The sequence below is a fragment of the Parasedimentitalea marina genome (genome assembly GCF_004006175.1).
In the GTDB taxonomy this organism is placed as follows: domain Bacteria; phylum Pseudomonadota; class Alphaproteobacteria; order Rhodobacterales; family Rhodobacteraceae; genus Parasedimentitalea; species Parasedimentitalea marina.
In genome coordinates this window covers 89073-115216 of sequence record NZ_CP033219.1, presented here as the reverse complement: position 1 = coordinate 115216, position 26144 = coordinate 89073, and the positions used below count along the sequence as shown (strand labels likewise).

Here is a 26144-nt window from a genome sequence, read left to right as displayed (position 1 = left end):
GTAATAATTTCAGTCTGCGCTCGCGGGTCGCTCTACGTCAACGCCGTAAAGAATATACGATGGAAATTTGATAAGATAGCTTACTTACAATAGCTTACGCCGCGTCACTTGCGTGGCACGGCGTATCTTTCTTAACCGGAATGCGAATCAACATTCACGTCGCTATTTGATCACCTTGCATATCTTCGATCAGCCGAGTCTCAAGAAGTTGCCCGTTCTGATACAAGATCGGATAGGCAATCGACGCGATATGACTGTTAAACTCACGCAGGGCCCGAAGAGTTTCGAGATGGATATCCGAGGTTTCAAAGCTGTCTGCCCGACCACCCTGCAAGCGCTTAAGGTGCCGTTTGCGACTGTCACGTTCCGCCCGTTTCAACTCAGTTTTTTCCAGGCTCAGCAGCCGCGCACTTTCCAGGTCATCCGAGATGAGAACATTTGAAGCCAGGCTCATATTGGCCAGGATACTTTCGTGCAGCCGGGTCAGTTCCATCCAGCCTTCATCCGAGAATTTGCCTTTTTTCTTTTTCACTTCACCAGCCAGCACTGCCAATCGCTTGGCAACCACATCACCGGCGGTTTCCAGTCGAATCGCATATTCCACCATATCCCGCGCCGTCTTGGCGTTGGCCTTGCCAATTTCTTCCGGAGGCATTGCAGCGACAAAGGTCCGAATACCGGACAAACAGTCGTTGACCTCATGATCCAGTGCTTGCACCGCTTTGATCTGGGCTTTGTCTCCGAACCGGTACAGGTCCAACACCGGACGGAACATCCTGTCGACCAGTTCTGTCATCCGCAGCAACTCACGTTTCAAGCTGGACAATGATTGCGCCGGCGAGTCGGTATTGCCGTGATCCAGCACACTGGGCGGCAAGCCAGTTGCAACTTCGGGCTCTTTTGTGGCCGCGTCAGGCAGTAACCGCACCATCAAACGCTGGCAGGCTCCGCAGAAAGGCAGCGCCAGTATCAGCAGCGATGCGTTAAAGAAAAGATGAGCGTAGACCAGCATCTGCCCGCCCTGTGGATCGCCCAAAGCGCCAGACCGCAACGCAATATTGGCCGCGAACAGGGTAATCACTGCCCAGGTTCCGCGCAAAATAAGGTTCGCAAAGGGAATGCGCCGGGCCGCTTGCGCCATGCCCCGGCTCAGCCAAATTGGAATAAAGGCCGACCCAAAATTGGCCCCGAGCACCAGCGACAGGCCGGCTGCAAAGGGGATCGCATCGATCTGCACCAGCGTCACGCACATCAGGATCGCCGCAACGGACGAGTGCATTACAAAGGCCAGCGCCGCACCAACCAGAAACGCGGTGATGTAATCACGCGCCAAATATTCCGCGATGGCGGGTAAAAAAGCACTGTCGCGGATGGGATCCATCGCCTCACGCAGGAACCGCAAGGAGATCAGGATAAAGGCAACACCCATCAGGATCCGGCCCAGTTGCCGTATCTTTCTGGCCTCGACCTTGACGAACATATAACCGCCCGCCGCCAGCAACAGCGGCACCAGCCAGTCCAGCTTGAATGACAGAATTTGAATAATCAGCGCCGAGCCAAGGTCGCCGCCCAACACGATCGCCAGCCCGGTGGTGAAGCTCAGCATGCCGCTGGCTGCAAAACCCGCCGTCAACAATGCCACCGCAGCCGAACTTTGCAAGACAATCGCAAGGGCCACGCCAACCATGCTGGCCTGCGCCAGACTGCGTTGCCCGGTCAGCACGCGTTGGAACGAAGCTCCGTAACTGCGTTCAATTCCGGTCCGCACCATACGCACGGCAAAGAGCAAAAGCATGGTTGCTCCTGCCAAACTGATAATGAAGCTTACGATCGCCAATTCAGGTCCCAATCTCTGTCTGTCTAAGACAGTTCGTTGCTTAATGTATGTAACGACATGGTTGGCCCTGGGAGAGCGGTCGCGGGTCGTCAGGATTGCGCCAAATGCACATAAAACCCCTCAAACTACAAGCCAAATGCAAAAAACCACACATTCACAGGCCTGTATGCTTGTGTTTTTGTCGTTTTCGCCCCTTTTCAATCGCACATTTCCGGGCTTACTTGGCAACAGATCCGGTGAAGGAGATGCACCATGACCGCCCACAAGAATGTCTTGTTCATCCTCATTGATCAGCTGCGGGCTGATTGCCTATTTGGCGCAATGGCTGATCATGTGGAGCTGCCTAATCTGCGCGCGTTTATGCAGCAATCGGTCACGTTTGAGCGCAACTATACGGTGGTGAACCCCTGCGGCCCGTCGCGCGTCTCGCTATTGACCGGTCAATACGCGATGAACCACCGGTCCGTTCGCAATGGCACCCCTCTGCGTCATGACACGCCCAACATCGCGACTGAAATGCGCAAGGCTGGCTATCTGCCGATGCTGTTTGGCTATACCGACACCTCGCAGGATCCCCGCGTTCACCATCCAAATGATCCCGCGCTGCGGTCTTATGAACATCCAATGAATGGTTTCCACGAGATGCTGGAGATGCGCCTGGATACGTCTTATCCGTGGCGGTCCCACCTGCAGAACCATGGATATGACTTCGGCGATTATGAGAATGTTTTCAAACCGGTATCTCCGACCGGAGGCTCTCCGCGGCTGAACGATCCTGCACTGTATAGCGCCGCACACAGCGATACTGCCTTCTTGACTGATCGTTTTTTGGAAACGCTGCCAGCCCACGCAGATCACAGCTGGTTTTCCCATCTGACATATATCCGCCCGCACCCGCCACTGGTGGCGCCAGCCCCGTATAATGATATGTATGATCCAGCCGTTCTGCCGCTGCCTTCGCGCCTGCACGACTCTGCGACAGAGACAGCCGTGCATCCTTTCTTCGGACCAACCCAGCAGGCCTACGCCCCGGCAGATTTCGTTGTGGGGTTTCCGGATCTGGAACCAACGGATGAGACCGTTCAGACCCTGCGCTCGGTGTATCTGGGTCTCGCCACCGAGGTAGACGCCCATATCGGCCGGGTTTTGAAGTTCCTGAAAGACAGCGGCCAAGAGGATAACACTCTGGTGGTGATCTCGGCCGACCACGGCGAGATGCTGGGGGATCGCCACAGCTGGGGCAAGTTTACGGTTTATGACGCGGCCTATCATACGCCACTGATCATCCGCCAACCGGGCAACGGCAATCGCGCTGGCACCACCGTCTCGCAGATCACCGAATCCGTCGACCTGATGCCAACGATCCTAGACTGGGTCGGGCAAGAGATCCCCAACACGGTGGACGGTCGATCGCTACTGCCGCTGCTACAAGGTGACGTGCCACAGGATTGGCGGCGCTATTCCTTTTCCGAGCTGGATTTCGCACAGCCCGGCGCGCCCACCAAGTGGGAGCAGGCATTCGGCACCACACCGCTGGACTCCTCACTGGGCATTCTACGTGATGAGCGGTTCACGCTGGTGGAGTTTGCCGCCGACCTGCCACCCATGCTGTTCGATCATCAGGGGCGCGGAGAGTTGGAGAATGTCGCCGACCATCCTGACATGCAGGGCGACCTGATGCGGTTGACCCGAATGATGCTGCGACACCGTATGCGCAATATGGATCACACGCTGTCGTTAGACCTGATTACCAGCGATGGGGCAAAACATTATCACAGGTGGCCAACATGCGATTGACCTGCCCGACCTCTGCGGGCACACCTTTGCCCATGACTGATCTTCGCGATACCGCCCTTGCCCTTTTTCACGCCGCTGTCATGCGCGCCGATCCCGCCCTTGCGCTGCGTGATCAGCTTGCTGCCGCGCCACTGCCGCCCTTGCCAGACGGCGGTCGTACTATCATCATTGCCCTGGGCAAAGCCGCCAGCCCGATGATGCGCCAGGCCCTGCTGATGATTCCGGAACCGCGACAGGCACTGTCGGTGACCAATCCCGAAAACCTGTGCGACATCCCTGGCGCCACCACCTTGGCAGGCGCGCATCCCATCCCTGATGAAACCAGCGCCGCGGCCGGGCGCGCAGTGATTGAGCTGCTGCAGACCGCCAGTGCCAAAGACCGTGTTGTTGCCCTGATCTCAGGCGGAGGCTCCGCACTGATGGTGGCGCCCGCATTGGGCCTGACCTTGGCCGACAAGGCCGCCGTCAATGCTGCATTGCTCGCCTCGGGGATTGAAATCAACGAGATGAACCTGATCCGCCAACACCTGTCGGACCTGAAGGGCGGCGGTTTTTTGCGCCATGCAGCCCCCGCTCCGGTCACTGCTTTCATCCTGTCGGATGTGATCGGCGATGATCTGCGCGCAATTGCGTCGGGGCCAAGTGTCAGCCCCATCGGCACCCGCTCGCAGGCTCGCGACGTCATGCAACGCGCAGGTATCTGGCAGGCGGCGCCTACGGCCGTGCAGTCCCTTTTGAACGCCGCTGAAACGGTGCACGAAGAACGCCCACAGGCCGATAACACATTGATCGGATCAAACCGGCACAGCCTGCAGGCCATGCTTGAAGCCGCAACTGGCTGGGATGCCCAAGTGGTCAGCGACACTTTGATCGGAGACGTCGAAGTGGCCGCGCACAGCATCCTCGACGCCGCCCTTGCCGCCCCAACCAATCGCCCCGTTGCCCTGATCTTTGGTGGCGAAACCACAGTGCAAATCAAAGGCAGCGGCCTGGGTGGGCGCAATCAGGAACTGGCGCTGCGCCTCGCCAAACTGGGTTCAGAACGGCTGGACGGCGACTGGCTGTTCCTGTCCGGCGGCACCGATGGCCGTGATGGTCCAACGCTGGCAGCCGGCGGCATCGTCACGCCGCAAACCTGGGCCGAGATCCGCAACAGTGGCGCAGACCCTGAGGCTCTGCTGAAAAACAACGACAGCAACGCGGCGCTGGCCGCTGCGGACGCGCTACTGACCGTCGGCGGCACCGGAACCAATGTAGCGGATGTGCAGATCTTCCTGCGGCGCGCGGACTAACACAAAACCTGCACCTTCATCTTTTCCTTAAATACTCAATCCTCCGCCTGCAAATCACTGCGGCGGGGCGACTCCTGCCCGACAACCTCAAACTGTGCCGCAGCTACAGATCAATCTGATCCAACTCATTCAGCAGATCCAACAGCGCCTCATAGCGATCCTCGCCCATTTCGGCACGCGTTTTTGCGACGAGCCCCAGACTGGCCTCCAGATTGTTCGCAATGACTGTGTCGCCAGCCGAAGTGATCGTAATCACCTGCTTGCGCCGGTCCTGACTATCCCGGGTCCGGTCAATCATTTTCTTGTCTTCCAGCTTTTGCAGAATCCGGGTCAAGCTGGGTAACAAAAGACAAGCCTGTTCAGCGATCTGAGTCGGGTCAATTGGACCGTTCTCCTGCACCACCCGCAACACCCGCCATTGCTGTTCGGTCAAGTCGACGTCGCTCAACAATGCTCGGATGGGTCCCATCACCCGCTCACGGGCTCGCAGCAGGGCAATAGGAAGGGAACGGTTGGTCGTCGGCAGAGCATTAGTCATGGGTAATTATCACCTCGCCGGGCCATAAAGGCAATTGCTGCCGTTAAAATTCCAATCTTGACTTGTTGCAAAAAATAATGGTACACATGTTAAGTAAATAATTGGATTGCACCGATGCCGCACATCTCACTGGACTATTCCGCCAACTTAGAACCGCATGTTGATCTTCCTGCACTCTGCGACACGCTGCGCCGTGTCGCCATCAGCACCGGCACATTCCCCATGGCTGGCGTCCGGGTACGGGCCTTTGCCGCGACCCATGTCTCTATCGCCGATGGAGATCCAAAACATGGGTATATCGACATATCAGTACGGTTGCGCGGTGGTCGCGATCTGGAAATCAGACAGCGTGCCACCCAAGCCATCTTTGAGGCCGCCCGCGACTTTCTGGCGCCGGCGCTGCAACTGCACTCCATCGCCCTGTCGCTTGAAATGCGCGACATCGACCCCAAGCTTTCCCCAAAATACGGTACCATCCGTGATCACCTGACAAAGGTTGAACAGAATGACTGAACTGAGCACAAACGTTACCAAGTTAAACGGATATCTGGACCGCTTTCGCCAGGGCGGCATTCAGAACCTCATTGCGGGCAAAAGCCTCCCGGCGCTGTCGGGTGAGGTTTTCGAGACCCTGTCACCCACCGATGAAACTGTGATTTGTTCCGTTGCACGGGGTGGTGTTGCCGACATCGATGCAGCTGCCCAAGCCGCCAAAGAGGCCTTTCCTGCCTGGCGTGACATGCCCGCGCTGGAGCGCAAAAAGATTCTAATCCGGATCGCTGAAGGCATCGAAGCCCGCGCCGAAGAAATCGCGTTTTGCGAATGCTGGGATACTGGTCAGGCGCTGCGCTTCATGTCCAAGGCCGCACTGCGCGGCGCCGAGAACTTTCGCTATTTTGCCGATCAGGTGACCTCAGCCCGGGATGGCAAAAACCTGCAGTCCCCGACCCTGATGAATGTCACAACACGGGTTCCGATTGGTCCGGTGGGCGTGATCACCCCATGGAACACGCCGTTCATGCTGTCCACCTGGAAGATTGCTCCGGCGCTGGCGTCAGGCTGTACTGTGGTGCATAAACCTGCCGAATTCAGCCCGCTAACGGCCCGCATCCTGGCCGAAATCGCCCATGAGGCCGGACTGCCACCAGGTGTCTGGAACCTGGTGAACGGCTTTGGTGAGGACGCCGGAAAACGGTTGACCGAACATCCGGCGATCAAGGCCATCGCCTTTGTCGGCGAAAGCAGCACCGGATCCCGGATCACCAAACAAGGCGCCGATACGCTAAAGCGTATGCACCTGGAACTGGGCGGCAAAAACCCGGTGGTGGTGTTTGACGATGCCGATCTGGACCGCGCGCTGGATGCAGTGATCTTCATGATCTACTCGATCAACGGCGAACGCTGTACCTCGTCGTCACGCCTGCTGGTGCAGGACACCATTGCCGAAGAATTTCAGGCAAAGCTGGTGGAGCGGGTCAACAACATCCGTGTTGGCCACCCGCTGGATCCAACAACCGAAATCGGCCCGATGATCGCCCAGGAACACTTTGACAAAGTGCGGTCATACTTTGAGATCGCCAAACAAGACGGCGCCACCATTGCGGCCGGGGGCGAACGTCTGGGGGACAGCGGCTATTTCGTGCGGCCCACCCTGTTCACCAATGCCAACAACAAGATGCGTATTGCCCAAGAGGAAATCTTTGGTCCTGTGCTAACAGCGATCACCTTCAACACTGAAGAAGAGGCGTTGGAGATGGCCAATGACACCCAATATGGGCTGACCGGCTATGTATGGACCAATGACCTGACCCGCGCTTTGCGGTTTACCAACCATCTTGAGGCCGGGATGATCTGGGTGAATTCCGAAAACGTGCGCCATTTGCCGACCCCGTTTGGCGGCGTCAAAGCCAGCGGCATCGGTCGCGATGGCGGCGACTGGAGTTTTGATTTCTACATGGAGCAAAAACACATTGGCTTTGCCCTTGGGCAGCACAAAATTCCGCGCCTTGGTGCGTGACGGACATCTGGAAAACGCGTAAGATTTCAAATTGTTGAGGAGATAGAACCCATGGGAGAAATTGTTCTCGCCGCCAAAGTGACCCATGTTCCGACCATGCTGATGTCAGAGCAGGAAGGCCCGATCAAAGGCAAGCGTCAGGCCGCCATTGACGGACACTATGAGATCGCGCGCCGGGCCAAGGAACTGGGGGCCGATACCGTTGTGATCTGTGACACCCACTGGATGATCAACGCCGGCTTTCACATCAACGCGAATTCAAAATTCAAAGGCATGTTCACCTCCTCGGAATTCCCGCAGTTCATTCAGGACATGCCCTATGACTACGAGGGCAACCCGGATCTGGGTGATGCGATTGCCAAAGTCGCATCCGACAAGGGCGCCTATACGCTGTCGCACCAATTGGACAGCCTGGAGCTGGAATATGGCTCGCTGGTGCCGATGCGGTTCATGAGCCGCAAACACAAAATGAAGGTGGTTTCAGTCGCGGCCTGGTGCAGCACTCATGACCACGATGAAAGCCGCCTGATGGGCGAGGCGATCCGCGAGGCGGTTGAAGCCTCGGACAGTAAAGTTGCGCTGATCGCCTCGGGTTCGCTGTCGCACAAGATGTTCTCGAACAAGGATTACGGCCCCAAGAACGGCACCTTCAACATCGCCTCGGAGTTCAACCGTCAGATGGATCTGCGGGTTCTGGACATGTGGAAGACCGGCGACCACGCCACCTTCCTGGAGATGCTGCCGGAGTACTCCGATCAATGCTGTGGCGAAGGCGCCATGCATGACACCGCGATGCTGTATGGCGCGTTGGGTTGGGACAAATATACGGGCCACTGCGAAGTGGTCACCGAGTATTTTCCCAGCTCGGGCACCGGTCAGACCAATGTCATTTTCCCCGTTCAGTTACCTCGGAAATTAGGCGCATAAATCACAGATCTGCATTCGTCCAAACGTAGAATGCAGCCCGTGCATCGGGCACGGACCAAAGGATAAGAGCATGAAATGGAATGAGTTTTCCGAATGGGGCCGCAAGGTCGCAGATTGGGCACAAGATTATCACCTGACCGTCGGAGACCGTCCTGTACGCGCCCAAACCGAACCGGGTGATGTGCTAAACGCACTGCCCGTGCTGCCGCCGGAAGCACCGGAATCGATGGACAATATCTTTCGCGATTTTGAAGACATTGTCATGCCGGGGATCACCCACTGGCAGCACCCAAGGTTCTTTGCCTATTTCGCCGCCAATGCCTCGGCCCCCTCTGTTCTGGCTGAATTCCTGACCAGCGCGTTGGCGCCACAGTGCATGCTGTGGCAGACCTCGCCCGCCGCAACCGAGATGGAAACCCGGATGATGGACTGGCTGCGCCAGTCGCTGGATCTGCCCGACGGATTTGCTGGTGTCATTCAGGATTCAGCGTCGTCGGCGACGTTGGCCGCTGTCCTAACCATGCGCGAAAAATCTCTGGACTGGCAGGGCAACCAGCAAGGGCTGTTCAGCCAGAAACCTTTGCGGATATATTGCTCGTCCGAGGTTCATACCTCGATTGATCGCGCCATCTGGGTCGCCGGTATAGGGCAGCAAAACCTGATCCGCGTACCCATCAAAGGCGACTGGCGTGGCATGGACCCCGTCGCACTGGAGGAGGCAATTGAGGCTGATTTGGCTGCGGGCCTGCAGCCAGCCGGGGTTATCCTTTGCGTAGGCGGCACCGGCACAGGTGCAACTGATCCGATATCAGATTGTCTGGATGTAGCCGAGAAATATGGATTATATTCCCATGTTGATGCAGCCTGGGCCGGCTCAGCGATGATCTGCCCGGAATACCGCCATTACTGGCCCGGAATTGAGCGCGCCGATTCCATTGTGTTCAACCCCCATAAGTGGCTTGGCGTACAATTCGACTGCTCGGCGCATTTCCTGAAAGCCCCGGACGATCTGGTGCGGACGCTGGCGATTCAGCCGGAATACCTGAAAACCCACGGCAAAGACGGTATCATCAATTACTCGGAGTGGTCGGTGCCACTGGGGCGGCGGTTTCGGGCGCTGAAGATCTGGTTTGTTCTGCGCACCTATGGGCTAGAGGGCCTGCGCAATCGGCTGCGGGACCACATCAACTGGTCGAATGACCTGCACGATAAACTGGCCAAGACACCGGATTTTGAGATCGTGACGCCGCCGATGTGGTCGCTGTGGAGCTTTCGTTACACTCCCGAGGGCGCAAGTGATCTGGATGATCTGAACCTGCGTCTGGTCAATGCGATCAATGACGATGGCCGGATCTATCTGACTCAGACCCGCGTCGACGGGGATCTGGTGATCCGTTTTCAGGCTGGTCAATTTGAAACCACCAAAGACGACGTCATGATGGCCCATGACGTGATCACAGAAATTGCCAAGGGACTGTCATGATGCGTTTTGCCACCTATACCGCCAAGGACGAGGTCTTTTACGGAGCAGTGCATGACGAGGGCATGATTGCCCTGTCACCCGAATTTCCGCAGTGGCCCACCCTGCGTGACGTGATTGCCGGTGATGGTCTGGCTGCACTTGAGGATGCCGCACAGGATAAACCAGTCACCCACAGTGATGTCACCTATGAGATCCCGGTGCCCAATCCGGAAAAAATTCTCTGTGTTGGGGTGAACTTCCCTGACCGCAATGCGGAATACAAAGACGGATCAGCCGCGCCAAAACACATGTCGCTGTTCCCGCGCTTTGCGCGCTCGTTTACCGGGGCCGGCCGGTCACTGATCCGACCACCGGAAAACCACACGCTGGACTATGAGGGTGAAGTGGCCATTGTCATCGGCAAAGGCGGCCGCCGGATCAAAGCCGAAGACGCCTATGATCACATCGCCGCCCTGACATTGTGCAATGAGGGCACCATTCGCGACTGGGTGCGCCATGCCAAATTCAACGTGACCCAGGGCAAAAACTGGGACAACTCGGGCGCCATTGGCCCCTGGCTGGTGCCCTTTACCGACGCCGCCCAGTTGGATGATGCCCGTATCGAGACCCGTGTGAATGGTGAGGTCCGGCAAGAGGACACGCTGAACCGGATGATGTTCCCGATCCGCGAAGAGATCGCCTATATCTCGACCTTTACCACGCTGGTGCCCGGCGACATTATTATCACCGGCACCCCAACAGGGGCTGGCGCGCGGTTTGATCCACCGAAATACCTGGTGCCGGGCGATGTGGTTGAGGTTGAGGTCGAGGGCATCGGCATCCTGCGCAATACAGTCGAGGATGAATTTGACACGGATGAGTTTGGCGAGGAGAAAGCATGACCCCCGACCAGCACAGCGAGGCGGCTGAGGCGCTGTTTCAGGCCGAGGCGAGCGGTCATCAATGCGGTTTGCTGTCACTGCGTTACCCCGGCATGACATTGGACGATGCCTATGCCGTGCAACAGGCATTGGTAGCGCGCAAGCTGGCGACAGGGCGGCGGCGGATTGGCTGGAAAATCGGCCTGACCAGCCGCGCCATGCAGGATGCGCTAAAAATTGACACCCCCGACAGCGGTGTGCTGCTGGATGACATGCTGTTTGAAAATGGGGCTGTGGTGCCAGCCGGCCGGTTCATCCAGCCCCGTGTCGAGGCCGAGATTGCATTTATCATGAAGGCACCGCTGGCCGGTGCTGATTGCACGCGCGCGGATGTTTTGATGGCAACCGACCGGGTGACGCCGTCGTTGGAGATTCTAGATACCCGCATCCAGCGCGCGGATCCCGCAAGTGGCCAGCCGCGCATTGTCACCGATACCATCAGCGACAATGCGGCCAATGCCGGTATCGTACTGGGGGCCGAGCGCCATGCCACCGACACTCATGACCTGCGGTGGACCGGTGCCATCGTCAGTCGCAATGGCACCGTTGAAGAAACCGGGTTGGGGGCTGGGGTGCTGAACGATCCGGTCACTTCCGTTTTGTGGTTGGCGCGTCGCATGGCCAGCTATGGACAACAGATCGAGGCCGGGGATATCGTCCTGTCAGGGTCGTTCATTCGCCCCATCGAATGCCCGAAGGGCGCTGAAATCTCAGCAGATTTTGGCTCTTTTGGTTCTGTTGAAATCGCGTTTGCCTAAAAAAGGGTATCCCATGGCCGTAGCTACCAACACATTCAAACAAGCCCTTGCCAATGGTGAGCGCCAGATCGGCTGCTGGCTGAGCTTTGCCGAGGGCTCGGCTGCGGAAATCATGGGGACCGCCGGGTTCGACTGGCTGGTCATCGATGGTGAGCATGGCGCCAATGATATCCGATCGATCCGTGACCAACTGATCGCGTTGCAGGCCTCGGACAGCCATGCGGTTGTGCGTGTCCCCGTGGGCGAGACCTGGATCATCAAGCAAGCACTGGATGCCGGAGCGCAAACGGTGCTGATCCCGATGGTCGAAAGCGCCGAGCAAGCACGCGACATTGTGCGGGCTTGCCAATATCCGCCGCATGGAACCCGTGGAGTTGGCGCCAGCGCGGCCCGCGCCAGCCGGTTTGCCTCGGTCACCGAGTATATCCAGACTGCGGACCAGGAGATCTGTATTTTACTGCAGGTGGAGAACCGGGCTGGAATTGCAGCGCTGGACGAGATCCTGACAGTGGATGGCGTTGACGGGGTGTTCATCGGCCCGGCGGACCTGTCCACTGACATGGGTTTTCAGGGTGACTCAGCCCATCCTGAAGTGCGTCAAGTGATTGCCGAGTCCCTGGCCAAGATCACCGCAGCGGGCAAAGCGCCGGGAATTCTGGGTGTCAGCGAGGAGGCTACGCAGTCTTATTTCGACATGGGTGCACAGTTTCTGGCCGTGGGCATCGACGTTTTGCTGTTGGTTCAGTCCGCCCGCGCACTGGCTGCACATTGGAAGGCCAAGTAGCGGCCCCGCCCGGCTGCACAGCCGGGCGAATTCCATTATCTATTTTATTGTAGAACCATGCCTTCGGGCCAGCTGAGTGTGGTTTCCAGCTGGATTTTGCGATTTTCACCCGGTGCCATTTCCAGATCCCAGGCCAGAATGCCACGCCTTTTGTCCAGATCTTCTTCGGTTGGGCGTGGTGTGGCTGACCAGGTGATCTGCAGATCCTCTTGTTGCGAATAGGGGACGCGATCACGAACTTGTAGCGGCCAGACCTGATCGGTCAGGTTCTCGATCTCAATCTCGACCTTTTGGACCTGCTGGTTGCTACGCGAAATGAGCCCACGCCCGCCTTCGCTTTGACCCAGAGTATCACGGCGGATCTGTAGTCCGTCGATGGACCCAAAGCCGATTTCGCCTTCCTCACCCGCCGCAAGGCCGCTGAATCTATCAATGCCAATAAGCTTACCATCAATGTAGCGGGCAGCGTATTCAGCGTTTAACAGCTCTTCGCCAGACATGTTGATAAACCGCATAACCCGGTAGGCTGTGTTATCCAGCATGGGAACTGCTCTTGCCAATAGCGTGCCCGGCTCGGTCAGGACATCCAGTTCAAGGCGTAACATATCCGCCCCCGAGCTGATCGAAACCGGAGCACCATAACTGTAGGTGACGCCGGCGCCATCCGCCTCAACATTCCACATGGATGCCGCTTCTTCAACGATAACTACGGGTTCAACCACGGGTTCGTAATAAGCTCCCATTTCAGATTCAGGCGGTTCTGGCAAAGGCTCTTCGATACGCCGGGACCTGGTGTATAATACACTGGGTTCCACCTGACTGATGGGCGCCACTGTCGACAGGTGAAGGGTAATATCGGTCCAGTTTTCGCCGGTGCCCTGCCGCACGAAAGCACCTCGTTCAATTGACAGCTGTGGGATGTCACCCGTTTCCAGTTTCAGATCATAAGCCGGGGACCAGGAATTCCGCCCGCCGTCCAGATAGTTCAGGACAATCGTACCGTCACTCGCCGCGTCGGCCTCTACTTCGACCGCGATATAGACACGATCCTCACTTTCTAAATCAATGGCCTCCAGTGCCTGCTCAGCGATGCGCAGCTCATCCTCAAGATCCAGCAGCTGGCGTTCTATTTGCCGGGCACTGATCGAGGCATCCAGCGCAGCTTGGCTTGCGGTTTCGGCCTCTAGGGAAATCATCCGGGCAATGTCACGCAATGCGTCGGGGCCGGCGTCGGCCAGTCCTTCGTTCTTGCCCAGCTGTCGCAAAAATCCAATGGAGACATCGGCCGCTGCCCCCTTAAGACCTGCCCGCATGGCATCATCCTTGACCGCCTGAATGCGTTGCTCGATCTCATCGATCCGCGCCTCGGCCGTTTCGACCCTTGGGTCCGTGAAATCACGTGGAGGGGCATATTCATCGCGATAGATGGTGCTGATTTGGCGCGCGCCGGTCAGATCGATCCGCAATAATTCCAACATCGCCGTCTCTGGCACGCCCTGTAATTCCAACCGGTGTTTACCCGCCGGAATTGCAAAGCTGGCAACTCGCGTAATGGCGGCGCTGTCGGGGTACATAGTGACCTCGGTCACCTTGCTTGAAACGGGAATGGTGTCGGCCCAGGCTGCTGATGCAGATAACAGGGCGAGCAAGGAAAATGAATATCGCATAAATATGACCTCAAATAGCTTTGGGACAGAACTTTGCAAGCTTGCAAGTATATTACAAGAGTGAGCTGCGGACCGTTAGAAAACTACCCCACAATTGAAAAAGCACAAGGAAGCAACCCGAGAGCTTCCTTGTGCTTGATCTCCTGAACTCGGCCTGTTTTTTTGGCCCGTTCAGTCCTGCTCTGTCCCGTTGTTTCCACATTGCCAATCTTTTTACCTGTCGGCTTGCGAAAACTCTAATCTATTTCTGGTGCAGCCCGCATGTCTGCAAATCTGGATGTTAACTGGGCTGATGGAAACCCGAGGAAACGGCATGAGCAGATATCTACGTTGCTGTAGGCGTCTCTTAGGCGAACCCGGTTGTCAACTTGCTTGAGATGAAATCCCTTGCTGACAAGGCGGCGGCGCAGATCCAACCAACTGCGAGCCTTAACGAATTCATCATAAAGGTATGTCCGCAAAGAAACCTCCATTTCCGTGTTCCAGCGATTGCTGACCCGGGCGTTGGCCCATGCAGACTGCCTAAAGGGAAGGTCTTTCTTTTCCTGTTCTATGGTGTGTTTAGCGAACATGACGGGCTCCTTGGTATCAGAGTGACTTTGCAAAAGTTAATTTATCGTAAAAATATGGCCTTACTTTGGCCAAAGACGCATGAGAAATCCCTTATTTTTATGAGAAACTCACCGTAAAGTATGGTGTTATATGCATCTTTGTTGCAGATGTGGTCGACGGGAAATTTAGTGACCCATTTTGTGTCAAACGAGCGTGTCGACTGTGTCCGCAACCCTACCCTGAACGTACAGGGCGCTTGGTACCGTGAAAATTGACGCAAATGAAAAAGGGCCCCCTCTTTCGAGAGAGCCCCTAACCAAATGGATAGTTCGCTTAGCCTTTTTTGAGAACTTCGCGTCCCAGAAGTTCAGCGATCTGCACGGCATTCAGGGCCGCACCTTTGCGCAGGTTGTCAGAAACACACCATAAATTCAGTCCGTTATCGATTGTGCTGTCCTGACGAATGCGGCTGATGAAGGTCGCGAAATCGCCAACACATTCCACCGGCGTCACATACCCACCGTCTTCGCGTTTATCGATGACCATGATACCGGGTGATTCGCGCAGGATGTCGCGGGCTTCGTCCTCGTCCAGGAAATCTTCGAATTCGATGTTGATCGATTCAGCGTGGCCAACAAAGACCGGAACACGCACACAGGTCGCAGTGACCTTGATGCTTTTGTCGATGATCTTTTTGGTCTCGGCGACCATTTTCCACTCTTCCTTGGTGGACCCATCGTCCAGGAAGACATCAATGTGCGGGATCACGTTGAATGCGATCTGCTTGGGGTAAACCTTGGGGGCCACTTCCTGACCTGGAACATAGATGCCCTTGGTCTGGTTCCACAGCTCGTCAATCGCATCTTTGCCCGAACCGGAAACCGATTGATACGTCGAGACAACAACACGTTTGATCTTGGCACGGTCATGCAGCGGCTTCAGCGCGACAACCATCTGCGCGGTGGAGCAGTTGGGGTTGGCGATGATGTTCTTCTTGGCATAGCCATGAACTGCCTCGGGGTTGACCTCGGGCACGATCAGCGGAATGTCCATGTCGTAGCGATACAGCGACGAGTTATCGATGACCACACAGCCGACAGCAGCTGCCTTGGGGGCATAGATTTTGGTCGCATCGGACCCAACCGCAAAGAGGGCAATGTCCCATCCGGTGAAGTCGAACGTATCCAGATCCAGGGTTTTCAAAGTTCGCTCACCAAAGCTGACTTCAGTCCCCAGCGATTTCCGACTTGCCAAAACGGCAATCTCATCAACTGGAAACTGGCGCTCAGCCAGGATATTCAGCATTTCACGGCCCACGTTGCCCGTGGCGCCGACGACGGCGACGCGATAACCCATAGTGTCTCTCCAATATAAGGGCCGGCCCAATGACCGGCTGCGGTCTCATATCGGGAAACCACCCCGTCGGAAAGGTCAGAAGCGCCATCGGACGGGTGTGCACCGTATATATATGGCAAATTGGCCGTTTTTCACAGCCTATCGCGGTCAGGTCTGGGGGCAACATGTGGACCTGGCGCCAATTTTGGCTAGGCTGCCTGGGGCAGATGGCAGCATGGGTAAACGATGACGACGCACAGATTCTACGAAGAACTGCCGCGCAGAGAAAAATTCTCTGACCTGGCTCAGCCAGAAACCTACACTCCGTTGCCGCAAGATTGGTTGGTTGGGTGTTGTGACATTGTCGACTCGACCGGGCTTATTGCCACAGGGCAGTATAAGACCGTGAACATGATTGGCGCCTCGGTGATTTCGGCACTGATCAATGCGATGCAGGGTCGGGCCTTTCCCTATGTGTTCGGCGGCGATGGGGCATCGTTTGCGATTCCCTCGACCGAAAAAGACAAATGCCACGAGGTTCTGTCTCACTTACGCAGCTGGGTCAGTGCGGAATTCGACGTTGACCTCAGGGCCGCGCTTTTACCCGTCGAATGGATCCGCGCCGAAGGGCTAGAGGTTCGGGTCGCCCGTCATGCGGTGTCGTCAGGCGTGGATTATGCCATGTTCAACGGTGGAGGTCTGGCCTGGGCCGAACAGCAAATGAAGGCCGACGGGTTTTCTGTCCCGCCTTCTGTGCATATTACGCCACCAGATCTGACAGGTTTGTCCTGTAGGTGGAGCAATATCAAAGCACGCAATGGCACCATTATTTCACTGGTGATGCTGCCGCCCCAAAAGGGCGGAGACAGCGCATTTTCACAGGTGGTCAGTCAAGTTTTGGCGCTGGCCGCACAATTAGAGCGCAGTGGTCATCCGGTACCGCGAGGCGGCCCGCCGCTGAGATATCCTCCTCCGGGATTGACGCTAGAGGCACATGTGTCGCGTGGCACTACGTTGCTGGCACTACGAAAATTGCGCTTAATGGTGACTACAGCCGTGACCGGGCTGATGATGTGGAGCGGCAGGACGTTCGGATCATTTGATCCGGTTCATTACCGCACCATGCTAAGTGCCAATGCCGATTTTCGAAAATTTGACGATGGACTGAAAATGACCCTCGACTGCGATTCCGGCACCCGCAATGAACTGATCGACCTGCTGGAACGTGCCAAAACCGCCGGTCACATCCGCTATGGGCTACATGAACAGGACGAGGCCATGGTCACATGTATCGTACCCTCGGCCACGCGAGACGATCATGTACATTTTGTAGACGGTGCGGCGGGTGGATATACCAGTGCCGCCGCACGTATCAAAGCCGAGGATCAGCCAGCAGAGGTCAGACCTGAGTAAACAGCTCTCGCTTGGGATCGAAACATTGCAGCCCACCTTCGCCGATGTCTGTCCACAATCCGTGCAGGCTCAATGTGCCGGCCTGGACTGCCTTTTCGACAAAAGGAAAGCTCATCAGGTTTTCAAGCGATGCGACAACCGCCTGCTTTTCCAACTGTCTTAGCTGCTCTTCTTTATCTTCGATATCGCGAACCAGTTCATATTTGGGTTTCAGGATATCCATCCAGCGACCAACAAAGCTGTCTTTGGCCTCTAATTCGGGGGCGTGGCCGTTACACATGTTAACGCACCCTTCGACTCCGCCACACTGCGAGTGCCCCAAAACGATCAAATGTGCCACCTTCAACACAGTCACAGCGTATTCTACCGTCGCACTGGTGCCGTGATGGTCGCCATCTGGCTGAAAAGGTGGAACCAAATTAGCGATATTTCTATGTATAAAGAACTCTCCCTGGTCTGCTCCGAAGATCGACGTCACGTGTACACGACTGTCGCAACACGAGATAACCATGGCGCGCGGACGCTGTCCTTCGGTAGCTAAACGGCGGTACCACCCCTTATTTTCCTCATAGGATGTGGCTTTCCAGCCGTGATAGCGTGTCACAAGATAACCGGGCAGTGGCTTGGCAAATTCCATATTTCGATCCCTGAGTTTATAGTTCGCTGGGCTATTATCCTGTATTGTTAGCAAATTCGAGAGATATGATCACCCCACAGAAACCTTTTGAAAACCACTAGAACGCAATGTTTGTCCCGTGCCGTGGGGGCACAGAAATTTTGGGGTGATCTCTAGTGGCTAATATTCTAACAGTAATGCACAACGAAGCGGTCCGGCTTGATCCGGGAAAATTGAATGATCTATACGCTCAGCTGGGTGAAGCCGGAGCGGAAGACGTGGTCTGCCGCGCCATCGAGGAACTGGCCGTTCGGCTGTCGCACTGTGAGCGTCTGTGGCGGCAATCTGATCTGCCAAATCTACGCAAAAGCGCGCGGTCCCTGGTCGCCATTGCCGATCAGATCGGCATGAGTGCCATGGCCCAGATCGCAGGCGATGTGACCGACGCAATTGATCTCGACGACAATCCAGCCATTGCCGCAACTTTGTTCCGACTGTTGCGCGTCGGAGAGCGGTCGCTGACTGCCGTGTGGGAGCAGCAAGACCTCTCGGTATGATTTAACACAACATAATCCAGCAGGCAGGGCTTGCAGACGGCGTGGCGCCAGATACTCTGGGACTATATTGTCCCCACATCCGGAGTATTGTGATGCCACCTGTCTTTGCCCCGCCTTCGGATGCTGCTTTGCCGCTGCATGTCATTGAACAAAATTCCTGCAAAGACTGGCTGCAACAACAACCGGGATATGTTGCGGACTGGGCGCAGGCCAATGGATTTACTGGCGCTTGCGGTCAGGTGCTGCTGATCCCGGGAGGTGATGGCAAACCTGACATGGCACTGGCCGGTTATGGCACCCCCACGCAACGGGCCCGCCGCCGGTTTGTGCTGGCCGCAGCAGCCGAGAAACTTCCCAAGGGTATTTATGCGATTGCCTCGGGGTTGGATCAAAATGCGCTGGAGACTGAATGCCTTGGCTGGTTGCTAAGCGGCTATCGCTTTGGCCGTTACCACAGCCAGAGTGAGATGAACGCCGCACTGGTGGCCCCCGAAAACATTGAGTCCGCGGCTATCGAATCACTGGCCTCTGCAGAATGTCTGACTCGGGATCTTATCAATACGCCAGCCTCGGACATGGGGCCGGATGAGCTGCAGGCCGCTGCCGAAACGCTAGCCCAACAATTTGATGCGTCTTTCTCGGTCATTGAGGACGCCGCCCTGTTGGACCAGAACCTGCCAATGATCCATGCCGTTGGGCGGGCCTCGGATCGGCGACCCCGGCTGATTGACATGACATGGGGGACATCAGGCCCCAAGCTGACCCTGGTAGGTAAAGGTGTGTGTTTTGACACGGGTGGTTTGAACCTGAAACCCGGTGCCAGCATGGGATTGATGAAAAAGGATATGGGCGGCGCGGCCACGGTGCTGGGTCTGGCCCGAATGATCATGACTGCGGGGCTGCCACTGCAATTGCGGGTACTGATCCCGGCAGTCGAGAATTCGGTTTCAGGCTCAGCATTCCGTCCCGGCGACGTGCTCACATCGCGGAAGGGGCTGACGGTTGAGATCAACAATACCGATGCCGAGGGGCGTCTGGTGCTGGCCGATGCGCTGACACTGGCGGATGAGGACAAGCCGGATCTGCTGATTTCGATGGCGACCCTGACTGGGGCAGCGCGGGTGGCGGTTGGGCCGGACCTGGCGCCGTTTTTTACCGACAACGAAGATGACGCAGCCGCGCTGTCCTTGGTGGCTAATGCCAGTGCCGATCCGGCTTGGCGGTTGCCGTTCCACACCCCCTATGAGGCCAAGATCGAACCCGGCATTGCCGATCTCGACAATGCGCCGTCGGGTGGCTTTGCCGGTTCCATCACCGCTGCGCTGTTCCTGCGCCGGTTTGCAGGCGAAAGTCGCTATATCCATTTTGACATCTATGGATGGAACCCAACTGCGGCCCCTGCCCGGCCCAAGGGCGGCGCCGGTCAGGGCGCGCGGGCCCTGTTTGCGGCACTGCCTAAAATGCTGGACCTATGAGCAGCCAGCAGATCATCCAGCCTGTGGTTGACCTACTGGGTCAACCAGACGGCCCACGCGAACGGCAGTTAATCTGGGGAGAACAGGTTACTGTAGAAGGTGAAAAAGGCGGCTGGTCACAGGTTATCGCGGCCAAGGACGGCTATACCGGCTATGTGCCAAACGTGGCGCTGGGGGCACCGGCCCCGACCACCCATTGGGTCAGCGCGCTGGCAACCCATGTGTACACGCAGCCGGATTTCAAATCCGCCGACCTGCGCAGCCTGAGCTTTGGCAGTCGGGTACAGGTGCTGTCTCAGGGTGATCGCTTTACTGAGACCTCAGAGGGCTTCATCCCCAGCTCACATCTGTCGCCGCTTGAAACACAGATGACTGACCCGGTTGCGGTGGCCGAAGTGTTTCTGGGTACGCCGTACCTATGGGGTGGCAACAGCCGGTTGGGCATTGATTGCTCCGGTCTGGTGCAGGCGTCGCTGCTGGCCTGCGGTATCCCTTGCCCCGGCGACAGCGGCCCGCAAGAACGGGCATTGGGCAATTATGCCTCGCCCAAAGGCAGCAATTATCTGCGTGGGGACCTGTTGTTCTGGAAAGGTCATGTTGCCTTTGTACGGGACAGTGAAACACTGATCCATGCAAATGCGTTTCACATGGCGGTGGCAGTGGAGCCGCTACAGCCCGCTATCGACAGGATTCTGGCACAGGGCGACGGCCCGGTGACAGCGCATAAGCGATTGACCTAGATTTCAGCCGCTACTTTACCGCGCGGATCAACTGGCGTTCCAGCACTCGAAGGACCGTTTTCAGCTCGTGCCCGCGTTTCAATATCTGTCCGTCCATACTGACCACAGAATACATCCCCTGCCGATGGCGCAGTTTCGGGCGTTTTTCGATCCGGTAAAGCGGGTGTTCAGCGGTGCGTTTATAAACCGAGAACACAGCCAGGTCGCGCAAGCAGGAAATCCCATAATCGCGCCACTCACCTGCGGCAACCATACGTCCGTACAGGGCCATGATTACAGAAAGTTCGCGCCTGTCAAAGGCAACCTGTTGGGGGGCAATGGGGCTGGGTAACGTCGGTTTTTGTTGAAAACTCATGCGCTCAGACTCGTCGCTATCGCTGAACAAATCAAGTCTGTTTGCGTTTCCAGATAAATCCGAACCCATGCAGTCGCCTCCAAGCGGTCGCTGCCCGGATGGGAGCCGCAATCCTGCAATGGGGCGTCAGACTATCCAGAGGCCATCTCGGCAGGGCGAAAATCCAGGATCTGATCATACGCCGTCCGCCCCGGTGCCGTCAGCAATAGTCCGCGTTTATGGGCATGTCGCTGTAGCCACCCCAGATCCATTCCGTGGTTCAGGATTTGCCGTCCCAGTGGCCCTGCCACATGGGGCTGGCGTTCAGTCCAGTCCAGACAGGGCCGGACAAAGGGCTGCCGCCCGACGCGATCAGGTAGGACCACCCCGATCCGGTGCCACAGGTCGGACGTTACCGCGCGATACCCGCCGTTGTCCTCGACCAGCATCCCGCGGGTTAGGAACGCCTTGGTCAAGGCAACCGCCAATGGGCCGGCGAGATGATCGTAGCAACTGCGCACTGTGGCCAGTTCGCCAGCCTTGCGCTGTTGATTGCGGTACAGACTGTCCGCCGGCGCAATTGCCGCCAGTTGCTCCAGTGCCTGGGCGACCTCAGGACTGGCCAGGCGGTGATAAACGCAGCGGCCACTTTTTTCGGCCAAAACCAGCCCGGCATCCTGCAACATCCGCAAATGCGCAGTGGCAGTTTGTGGGGTGATGCCGGCGGCGCTGGCCAGCTCTTTGTTGGTATAGGCGCGTCCCTCCATCAGCTCGCAGAGCATGCGAGTGCGGCTGGCGTCGCTGATGGCCTGGCCCAGAATATCAAATCGAGGTGTTATCATGGCACCACTCTAACGCGGGCTGGGCTGCGACCCTATCAAAAACGCTTCGCCGCGCAGCGAACCATCAGGCAAAGCTGCCCTGACAGAACCAGCCCGCCGACAACCCACCGCCATGCGCATAAAATAACCACAGCCGCGCCCCGGATGAGGTCACCACCACCCAATAATCCCGCACCCCATTGCGCCAGTTGGGGTCATCCAGCCACCACTCCGGAGCGATCCGTTCGGGTCCGCGCGCCTGGGCCAGCTGCCAGTCCTGCCCGCGCCAGCGAAACTGGACTGACAACACCGGGCCGTCACTGGCGTTGACCAGTTCCGGAGGCCACAGCAACAACGGCCGTGACTGCGGTGCAGCGGGCCAATTTTCAGCAGGTTCGGACCAGGCGGCAGCCAGAACCTTGGCCGTTTTTTCCGGGATGTGGGTGTCGACCGGATGGTAGCGGGTGATCGCCTCTAGCCCGACCCGCGCACCCAGACGGCCAATCAGATCTTCAAGCCCAGTGCCGCCGTCTGCCCGCTGCTGTGCCACCGCCCCGGCCTGCACATGCCCCGCCACCGTGCGCGCGTGGATCGGTTCAACCTGCAGCGCCTCAAGCCGCAGCATATCGATGCCAAAACCCGCATCTATCTGGTCCAGCTTCATTTCCAACAGCGGTCGAATGCGGGCCGGGTCGCGCAGCGGGCGGGCCAGACCAACCACCACCACCTCGGCGGCCTGATCCGTGCGATGCGCCTCAAGCCGCAGGCTGCGCACCCCCTTGCCACGCGCCTCTAGGCGGGCACACAAGCGCGGTAACATGCGATCAACCCCAGCCATCAGGTCATCAATCAACCCAATGGGTTCGGGCAAGGTCAGCCGCACTGCGAAATGATCCGGAGCGCTGCCGGGTGAGACCGGTTCAGGGGCGCTGCCCATGGCCTGATCCAGCCGCATCACCAACCCACGACCAAACCGACGGGCCAGGCTGGCGCGGGGCTGGTCCATCAATTCACCAATCTGGCGCAGGCCCAGGCGGTTCAACTGGGACACCATCGTGCCCTCTAGCCGCAGCGCCGCCACGGGCAGTGGCGCAAGTGCGCCATAGGTCTGTCCCGGTTCAGCAATCCGCGCCACCCCATGTGGCAAGGTCACCGTCTGCGGCGCAGCACCACCGCGGGTCCAATGACGCCGCTTGGCACTGTCTTTTGGCGTACGTTTTTGCGCACGGGCCCGGGTCGCGCGCGCTTCTTGCGAGATAGCATCCCCCGACCGGTCTGACCCCGCCTGCACCCCGGCATAGCGGGCCAAGGCCCAGGCCGCACCTAAGGTATCGGCCATGCCCAGCTGCACGCTAAGCCCCATGTCGGTGCAATCTTCTTCGACCTGGGTCAGCATCCCGGACTCGCCACCAAACAGATGTGCGCAGCCGGTCAAATCAATCACCAACCCATCCGGAGCCTGTTCCGCCACCCAGGGACTATATTTACCCGCCCAGCGCTGTAGCGCCGTCAGAAAAGCCCCTTCGGCAGGGATGTTGCGACTGCGCGTCAGCAGGTGCCCGCACATGGCATGCGCATCGCGTACTGGTTGTCCAACCCACAGGCCTTCGGAAACAGCCGCATTATTTAACGCAGAAATAACCTGGGTGTTGGATAGTTCCTCGATCACAGCCAGCGGCCCGGCCATGCCACCCCGTTTTGCCCGCATGATGCGTTCAGCACCTAAACGCGGAAACCAGAGCGACAGAATACGACGATGAGACATGGTGGGCTATGTGCAGACTTCTGGCGTGAGGTGATAATGTTGGGGTACGATCATAGGCAGGATGACGCATGTTCTCTTTTTGTTCCATTTATTCGATTCGGTCAATGGCACTCCTCAGCCGGGGGGATCAATTGTGAGCCACCGGCTTTTCCACTTCACAACGGCTGCTATTCTGGCCCTGACACTGGCCCTAACGCTGGCTCTGACTGCGCCTGCCGTTACCGCGCAGGAACAAATCACCAATAAGGGTGTAAAGAAACGTGTCGCCCAGATGCTATCCGCCCAGGATGCGGTGACCACCCTGATTGATATGATGGCCGGACGCATGACGTTTAACGCAAACAATGCCCGTGCGGCACGGCGCGTATTGACCCAGACCAGCGGCCGCATATCGCGGCTTTTCAAGAAACCACATCAGGATCCGCTGTCAAACGCCCGCCCCGAAATCTGGACCTATTGGGACGATTTTCGCGCCCGCGCAGACACTTCAGAACAAGCCGCCAGACAGCTCAACGTCAATTCACTTAACGGGTTACGTCGCACCCTGCCCAACGTGCTGCACAGCTGTTTGAGTTGTCATGACCGATTTCGAGTGAAGCCGAACGAGTTCATTACACACTAGCGCTGAGAACACGAACCTAAGACCGCTTTAGACGCCATACCGGGCCAGGAAGGTTTCAACAGCGCCTTTGGTGACCCGATTTCGGTCTGCCTCGGTGAAATCAGTATCAATATTGAACATCAGACGCGGGAACAGGTCTGCCTTGCACAACTCGGCCAGTTGATCCGCAGCAAGATCGAAATCATCAATTCTCAGCTCGCCACGCTCAGTGGCCTGCTCCAGGTATTCCCTGATCCTTGCCCGGACCACCATGGGACCACTTTCATAGAACTGGCGCCCAAGATCCGGAAACCGTTCTGCCTCGGCCACACAGATGCGGAACATCTTTTGCCCAAAGTCCGACAACAGAACACTCAGGATATGGCGCGCCGCAACCTGCAAAACCTGTTGCGGTGAGCAGCAGGTCTCGATCATGTCCACCGTTGCGCCAGCCTGGCGGTCACACTCATGGCGCGCGACCTCCATAAACAGCAAACGTTTGTCCGGAAAGTAACTGTACAATGTCGCCTTGGACACTCCCGCAGCACGTGCAATATCGTCAACACTCGCCCCTTCGAACCCATCCGCCATAAACACGTCGCGGGCGCCTTCCAGCACCTGATCAAATTTGCGGCCGGTCCGTAGAATAGTGGCTGGCTGATTCATATAAGTTCCTTCAGGACGCGGGCCAATGTCTTGGGAGGCAACTTAACCCGCCGACCCCATATTCAACAACCACCCTCACGCAGTCTTGTGCCATCTGATAAAAATGGTATTTAGAATCATTCTAATTATGAGGGTCAGCATGCGTCTTTTTTCACACCGCAAACGGTTTTCCGATTTGAACGAGCAGGAAATCATCGCCCTGGCGATCTCATCCGAAGAAGACGACGCACAGATATTTCGTGGCTTCGCAGAGCGCATGCGCAATGAATTCCCCGCCACGGCGGCCGTGTTTGAGGGCATGGCCAGCGAAGAGGACCATCACCGCACCCTGTTGATCGCGCTGCATCAGGATCGCTTTGGCCCCTCCATTCCGCTGATTCGCCGTGAACACGTGACAGGGTTTTACGCCCGTCGGCCGATCTGGTTGCAAAACAGCCTCAGCCTGGAACGGATGCGTGACGAAGCCAAAGCGATGGAACGAAATGCCGAGCGTTTCTATCTGGCGGCCGCCGCACGCAGCCAAGATGCCGAGACCCGTAAACTGCTCGGGGATCTGGCGGCCGAAGAAGCCGGGCATCAAGCGACAGCCGAGGGGCTGGAACGGGACCACCTGAACGAAGACACATTGGCAAAAGAGGATGATACTGCGCGGCGACAATTTATCCTGACCTGGGTTCAGCCGGGATTGGCCGGGTTGATGGATGGTTCGGTGTCCACGCTGGCGCCGATCTTTGCCGTTGCATTTGCGACCCAGGATACCTGGACCACCTTTTTGGTCGGCATAGCGGCCTCAGTTGGCGCCGGGATTTCGATGGGCTTCACCGAGGCCGCCTCGGACGATGGCGCCTTGTCCGGACGCGGTTCTCCTTTCAAACGAGGATTCGCATCGGGCGTGATGACCACGGTCGGCGGGCTGGGCCATGCCTTACCCTATCTGATAACAGATTTTCGGACCGCCACAGGCTTGGCAATCGCCGTGGTTTTTGTTGAACTCTGGGCTATTGCCTGGATACAAAACAGATACATGGAGACCCCTTTTTGGCGCGCCGCATTACAGGTCGTACTGGGCGGCGCACTGGTTCTCGGTGCCGGAGTGTTAATCGGCAGTGGCTAGCACCTCAATCCAAAGTCTCCCGCGTTCACACCTTGTGAACTTGGGCATGGCGCCGCGCAAGTGCGGCGCAGCCGGGGCCAGCCCCGGACCCCGGAGTATATTCGTCAAAAAGAAATCAGCTCGCTGAGATTTTAC

Annotated in this window: 25 protein-coding genes; 15 read left to right on the top strand and 10 right to left on the bottom strand. The window is 57.4% G+C overall.

Annotation, left to right across the window (positions count from 1 at the left end):
- Positions 1 to 154: 154 nt before the first annotated feature.
- Positions 155 to 1837: a Na/Pi cotransporter family protein gene (locus EBB79_RS00480; protein WP_127746955.1), complete on the bottom strand. Its 1683-nt coding sequence runs from the start codon at positions 1835 to 1837 to the stop codon at positions 155 to 157.
- Positions 1838 to 2089: 252 nt separating this feature from the next.
- On the opposite strand from EBB79_RS00480, the gene EBB79_RS00475 reads away from it, so the two are divergent.
- Positions 2090 to 3634, top strand: a complete 1545-nt coding sequence (locus EBB79_RS00475; RefSeq protein ID WP_127746954.1) for a sulfatase-like hydrolase/transferase — start codon at positions 2090 to 2092, stop codon at positions 3632 to 3634.
- Between the two features lie 32 nt (positions 3635 to 3666).
- A complete protein-coding gene (locus EBB79_RS00470; RefSeq protein ID WP_127750823.1) occupies positions 3667 to 4926 on the top strand; it encodes a glycerate kinase type-2 family protein in 1260 nt (419 codons plus the stop codon).
- Between the two features lie 103 nt (positions 4927 to 5029).
- On the opposite strand, the gene hpaR is transcribed toward EBB79_RS00470, so the two are convergent.
- Entirely contained in the window at positions 5030 to 5464 is a 435-nt protein-coding gene (gene hpaR / locus EBB79_RS00465; protein WP_127746953.1) for a homoprotocatechuate degradation operon regulator HpaR, read from the bottom strand.
- Positions 5465 to 5578: 114 nt separating this feature from the next.
- Here hpaR and EBB79_RS00460 point away from each other — a divergent pair, with 114 nt between their 5' ends.
- The 7 genes from EBB79_RS00460 to EBB79_RS00430 all read left to right on the top strand — a co-directional run bounded on the left by EBB79_RS00460 (position 5579) and on the right by EBB79_RS00430 (position 12353).
- On the top strand, positions 5579 to 5977 hold the full coding sequence (locus tag EBB79_RS00460; RefSeq protein ID WP_127746952.1) for a 5-carboxymethyl-2-hydroxymuconate Delta-isomerase: 399 nt from the start codon (positions 5579 to 5581) through the stop codon (positions 5975 to 5977).
- Positions 5970 to 7481 (top strand): 5-carboxymethyl-2-hydroxymuconate semialdehyde dehydrogenase, encoded by a 1512-nt coding sequence (gene hpaE / locus EBB79_RS00455; protein WP_127746951.1) that lies wholly within the window; start codon positions 5970 to 5972, stop codon positions 7479 to 7481. Before EBB79_RS00460 ends, hpaE begins: the two co-directional genes overlap by 8 nt.
- A 51-nt stretch (positions 7482 to 7532) precedes the next feature.
- Positions 7533 to 8408, top strand: a complete 876-nt coding sequence (gene hpaD / locus EBB79_RS00450) for a 3,4-dihydroxyphenylacetate 2,3-dioxygenase (protein ID WP_127746950.1) — start codon at positions 7533 to 7535, stop codon at positions 8406 to 8408.
- Positions 8409 to 8478: 70 nt separating this feature from the next.
- On the top strand, positions 8479 to 9891 hold the full coding sequence (locus EBB79_RS00445) for a pyridoxal phosphate-dependent decarboxylase family protein (protein WP_127746949.1): 1413 nt from the start codon (positions 8479 to 8481) through the stop codon (positions 9889 to 9891).
- Complete coding sequence (locus tag EBB79_RS00440) at positions 9891 to 10772, top strand: fumarylacetoacetate hydrolase family protein (RefSeq protein ID WP_127750822.1); 882 nt, start codon at positions 9891 to 9893, stop codon at positions 10770 to 10772. Before EBB79_RS00445 ends, EBB79_RS00440 begins: the two co-directional genes overlap by 1 nt.
- Positions 10769 to 11569, top strand: coding sequence for a 2-oxo-hept-4-ene-1,7-dioate hydratase (gene hpaH, locus EBB79_RS00435; protein ID WP_127746948.1), 801 nt, complete (start codon positions 10769 to 10771; stop codon positions 11567 to 11569). Before EBB79_RS00440 ends, hpaH begins: the two co-directional genes overlap by 4 nt.
- A gap of 13 nt (positions 11570 to 11582) precedes the next feature.
- Positions 11583 to 12353 carry an HpcH/HpaI aldolase family protein gene (locus EBB79_RS00430; RefSeq protein WP_127746947.1) on the top strand — a complete coding sequence of 257 codons (771 nt, stop codon included), beginning with the start codon at positions 11583 to 11585 and terminating at the stop codon, positions 12351 to 12353.
- A gap of 44 nt (positions 12354 to 12397) precedes the next feature.
- On the opposite strand, the gene EBB79_RS00425 is transcribed toward EBB79_RS00430, so the two are convergent.
- The 3 genes from EBB79_RS00425 to EBB79_RS00415 all read right to left on the bottom strand — a co-directional run bounded on the left by EBB79_RS00425 (position 12398) and on the right by EBB79_RS00415 (position 15928).
- Entirely contained in the window at positions 12398 to 14020 is a 1623-nt protein-coding gene (locus EBB79_RS00425; RefSeq protein ID WP_127746946.1) for a DUF4139 domain-containing protein, read from the bottom strand.
- 236 nt (positions 14021 to 14256) lie between these two features.
- Positions 14257 to 14592 carry a hypothetical protein gene (locus tag EBB79_RS00420; protein ID WP_127746945.1) on the bottom strand — a complete coding sequence of 112 codons (336 nt, stop codon included), beginning with the start codon at positions 14590 to 14592 and terminating at the stop codon, positions 14257 to 14259.
- A 313-nt stretch (positions 14593 to 14905) separates the two neighbouring features.
- Positions 14906 to 15928: an aspartate-semialdehyde dehydrogenase gene (locus EBB79_RS00415; RefSeq protein WP_127746944.1), complete on the bottom strand. Its 1023-nt coding sequence runs from the start codon at positions 15926 to 15928 to the stop codon at positions 14906 to 14908.
- A 225-nt stretch (positions 15929 to 16153) separates the two neighbouring features.
- Between EBB79_RS00415 and EBB79_RS00410 the strand changes: the two genes are divergently transcribed.
- Positions 16154 to 17320, top strand: coding sequence for a DUF3095 domain-containing protein (locus tag EBB79_RS00410; RefSeq protein ID WP_127746943.1), 1167 nt, complete (start codon positions 16154 to 16156; stop codon positions 17318 to 17320).
- Here the strand turns inward: EBB79_RS00410 and EBB79_RS00405 are convergent.
- Positions 17307 to 17957: a carbonic anhydrase gene (locus EBB79_RS00405; protein ID WP_127746942.1), complete on the bottom strand. Its 651-nt coding sequence runs from the start codon at positions 17955 to 17957 to the stop codon at positions 17307 to 17309. The two genes, EBB79_RS00410 and EBB79_RS00405, sit on opposite strands and share 14 nt — an antisense overlap.
- A gap of 176 nt (positions 17958 to 18133) precedes the next feature.
- Between EBB79_RS00405 and EBB79_RS00400 the strand changes: the two genes are divergently transcribed.
- The 3 genes from EBB79_RS00400 (at position 18134) to EBB79_RS00390 (ending at position 20708) form a co-directional block, all read left to right on the top strand.
- The gene (locus EBB79_RS00400) at positions 18134 to 18493 is read left to right on the top strand and encodes a hypothetical protein (protein ID WP_164860852.1); all 360 of its coding nucleotides are present in this window, start codon (positions 18134 to 18136) and stop codon (positions 18491 to 18493) included.
- A gap of 92 nt (positions 18494 to 18585) precedes the next feature.
- Positions 18586 to 19968: a leucyl aminopeptidase family protein gene (locus tag EBB79_RS00395; RefSeq protein ID WP_127746941.1), complete on the top strand. Its 1383-nt coding sequence runs from the start codon at positions 18586 to 18588 to the stop codon at positions 19966 to 19968.
- The gene (locus EBB79_RS00390) at positions 19965 to 20708 is read left to right on the top strand and encodes a C40 family peptidase (RefSeq protein ID WP_127746940.1); all 744 of its coding nucleotides are present in this window, start codon (positions 19965 to 19967) and stop codon (positions 20706 to 20708) included. Before EBB79_RS00395 ends, EBB79_RS00390 begins: the two co-directional genes overlap by 4 nt.
- A 10-nt stretch (positions 20709 to 20718) precedes the next feature.
- Here the strand turns inward: EBB79_RS00390 and EBB79_RS00385 are convergent, their stop codons facing one another.
- The 3 genes from EBB79_RS00385 to EBB79_RS00375 all read right to left on the bottom strand — a co-directional run bounded on the left by EBB79_RS00385 (position 20719) and on the right by EBB79_RS00375 (position 23628).
- Positions 20719 to 21063 carry a DUF2794 domain-containing protein gene (locus tag EBB79_RS00385; RefSeq protein ID WP_127746939.1) on the bottom strand — a complete coding sequence of 115 codons (345 nt, stop codon included), beginning with the start codon at positions 21061 to 21063 and terminating at the stop codon, positions 20719 to 20721.
- Between the two features lie 131 nt (positions 21064 to 21194).
- Positions 21195 to 21884, bottom strand: a complete 690-nt coding sequence (locus tag EBB79_RS00380; protein ID WP_127746938.1) for an ArsR/SmtB family transcription factor — start codon at positions 21882 to 21884, stop codon at positions 21195 to 21197.
- A 64-nt stretch (positions 21885 to 21948) separates the two neighbouring features.
- A complete protein-coding gene (locus EBB79_RS00375) occupies positions 21949 to 23628 on the bottom strand; it encodes a Y-family DNA polymerase (RefSeq protein WP_127746937.1) in 1680 nt (559 codons plus the stop codon).
- Between the two features lie 133 nt (positions 23629 to 23761).
- On the opposite strand from EBB79_RS00375, the gene EBB79_RS00370 reads away from it, so the two are divergent.
- Positions 23762 to 24250: a c-type cytochrome gene (locus tag EBB79_RS00370; protein WP_238704965.1), complete on the top strand. Its 489-nt coding sequence runs from the start codon at positions 23762 to 23764 to the stop codon at positions 24248 to 24250.
- 27 nt (positions 24251 to 24277) lie between these two features.
- Here EBB79_RS00370 and EBB79_RS00365 read toward each other — a convergent pair whose 3' ends face one another.
- Positions 24278 to 24895 (bottom strand): TetR/AcrR family transcriptional regulator, encoded by a 618-nt coding sequence (locus EBB79_RS00365; RefSeq protein WP_127746935.1) that lies wholly within the window; start codon positions 24893 to 24895, stop codon positions 24278 to 24280.
- Between the two features lie 139 nt (positions 24896 to 25034).
- Here EBB79_RS00365 and mbfA point away from each other — a divergent pair, with 139 nt between their 5' ends.
- The gene (gene mbfA, locus EBB79_RS00360; RefSeq protein WP_127746934.1) at positions 25035 to 26009 is read left to right on the top strand and encodes an iron exporter MbfA; all 975 of its coding nucleotides are present in this window, start codon (positions 25035 to 25037) and stop codon (positions 26007 to 26009) included.
- The last annotated feature ends 135 nt before the right edge of the window (positions 26010 to 26144 follow it).

What these genes read in the sequence shown, in the direction of transcription:
- EBB79_RS00425 (WP_127746946.1), bottom strand. Translation starts at nt 14,020, where the DNA reads ATGCGATATTCATTTTCCTTGCTCGCCCTGTTATCTGCATCAGCAGCC.
- EBB79_RS00395 (WP_127746941.1), top strand. Translation starts at nt 18,586, where the DNA reads ATGCCACCTGTCTTTGCCCCGCCTTCGGATGCTGCTTTGCCGCTGCAT.
- EBB79_RS00410 (WP_127746943.1), top strand. Translation starts at nt 16,154, where the DNA reads ATGACGACGCACAGATTCTACGAAGAACTGCCGCGCAGAGAAAAATTC.
- EBB79_RS00400 (WP_164860852.1), top strand. Translation starts at nt 18,134, where the DNA reads ATGCACAACGAAGCGGTCCGGCTTGATCCGGGAAAATTGAATGATCTA.
- EBB79_RS00375 (WP_127746937.1), bottom strand. Translation starts at nt 23,628, where the DNA reads ATGTCTCATCGTCGTATTCTGTCGCTCTGGTTTCCGCGTTTAGGTGCT.
- mbfA (WP_127746934.1), top strand. Translation starts at nt 25,035, where the DNA reads ATGCGTCTTTTTTCACACCGCAAACGGTTTTCCGATTTGAACGAGCAG.
- hpaR (WP_127746953.1), bottom strand. Translation starts at nt 5,464, where the DNA reads ATGACTAATGCTCTGCCGACGACCAACCGTTCCCTTCCTATTGCCCTG.
- hpaH (WP_127746948.1), top strand. Translation starts at nt 10,769, where the DNA reads ATGACCCCCGACCAGCACAGCGAGGCGGCTGAGGCGCTGTTTCAGGCC.
- EBB79_RS00415 (WP_127746944.1), bottom strand. Translation starts at nt 15,928, where the DNA reads ATGGGTTATCGCGTCGCCGTCGTCGGCGCCACGGGCAACGTGGGCCGT.
- hpaD (WP_127746950.1), top strand. Translation starts at nt 7,533, where the DNA reads ATGGGAGAAATTGTTCTCGCCGCCAAAGTGACCCATGTTCCGACCATG.
- EBB79_RS00475 (WP_127746954.1), top strand. Translation starts at nt 2,090, where the DNA reads ATGACCGCCCACAAGAATGTCTTGTTCATCCTCATTGATCAGCTGCGG.
- EBB79_RS00440 (WP_127750822.1), top strand. Translation starts at nt 9,891, where the DNA reads ATGCGTTTTGCCACCTATACCGCCAAGGACGAGGTCTTTTACGGAGCA.
- EBB79_RS00390 (WP_127746940.1), top strand. Translation starts at nt 19,965, where the DNA reads ATGAGCAGCCAGCAGATCATCCAGCCTGTGGTTGACCTACTGGGTCAA.
- EBB79_RS00445 (WP_127746949.1), top strand. Translation starts at nt 8,479, where the DNA reads ATGAAATGGAATGAGTTTTCCGAATGGGGCCGCAAGGTCGCAGATTGG.
- hpaE (WP_127746951.1), top strand. Translation starts at nt 5,970, where the DNA reads ATGACTGAACTGAGCACAAACGTTACCAAGTTAAACGGATATCTGGAC.
- EBB79_RS00380 (WP_127746938.1), bottom strand. Translation starts at nt 21,884, where the DNA reads ATGATAACACCTCGATTTGATATTCTGGGCCAGGCCATCAGCGACGCC.
- EBB79_RS00460 (WP_127746952.1), top strand. Translation starts at nt 5,579, where the DNA reads ATGCCGCACATCTCACTGGACTATTCCGCCAACTTAGAACCGCATGTT.
- EBB79_RS00470 (WP_127750823.1), top strand. Translation starts at nt 3,667, where the DNA reads ATGACTGATCTTCGCGATACCGCCCTTGCCCTTTTTCACGCCGCTGTC.
- EBB79_RS00365 (WP_127746935.1), bottom strand. Translation starts at nt 24,895, where the DNA reads ATGAATCAGCCAGCCACTATTCTACGGACCGGCCGCAAATTTGATCAG.
- EBB79_RS00420 (WP_127746945.1), bottom strand. Translation starts at nt 14,592, where the DNA reads ATGTTCGCTAAACACACCATAGAACAGGAAAAGAAAGACCTTCCCTTT.
- EBB79_RS00405 (WP_127746942.1), bottom strand. Translation starts at nt 17,957, where the DNA reads ATGGAATTTGCCAAGCCACTGCCCGGTTATCTTGTGACACGCTATCAC.
- EBB79_RS00385 (WP_127746939.1), bottom strand. Translation starts at nt 21,063, where the DNA reads ATGAGTTTTCAACAAAAACCGACGTTACCCAGCCCCATTGCCCCCCAA.
- EBB79_RS00430 (WP_127746947.1), top strand. Translation starts at nt 11,583, where the DNA reads ATGGCCGTAGCTACCAACACATTCAAACAAGCCCTTGCCAATGGTGAG.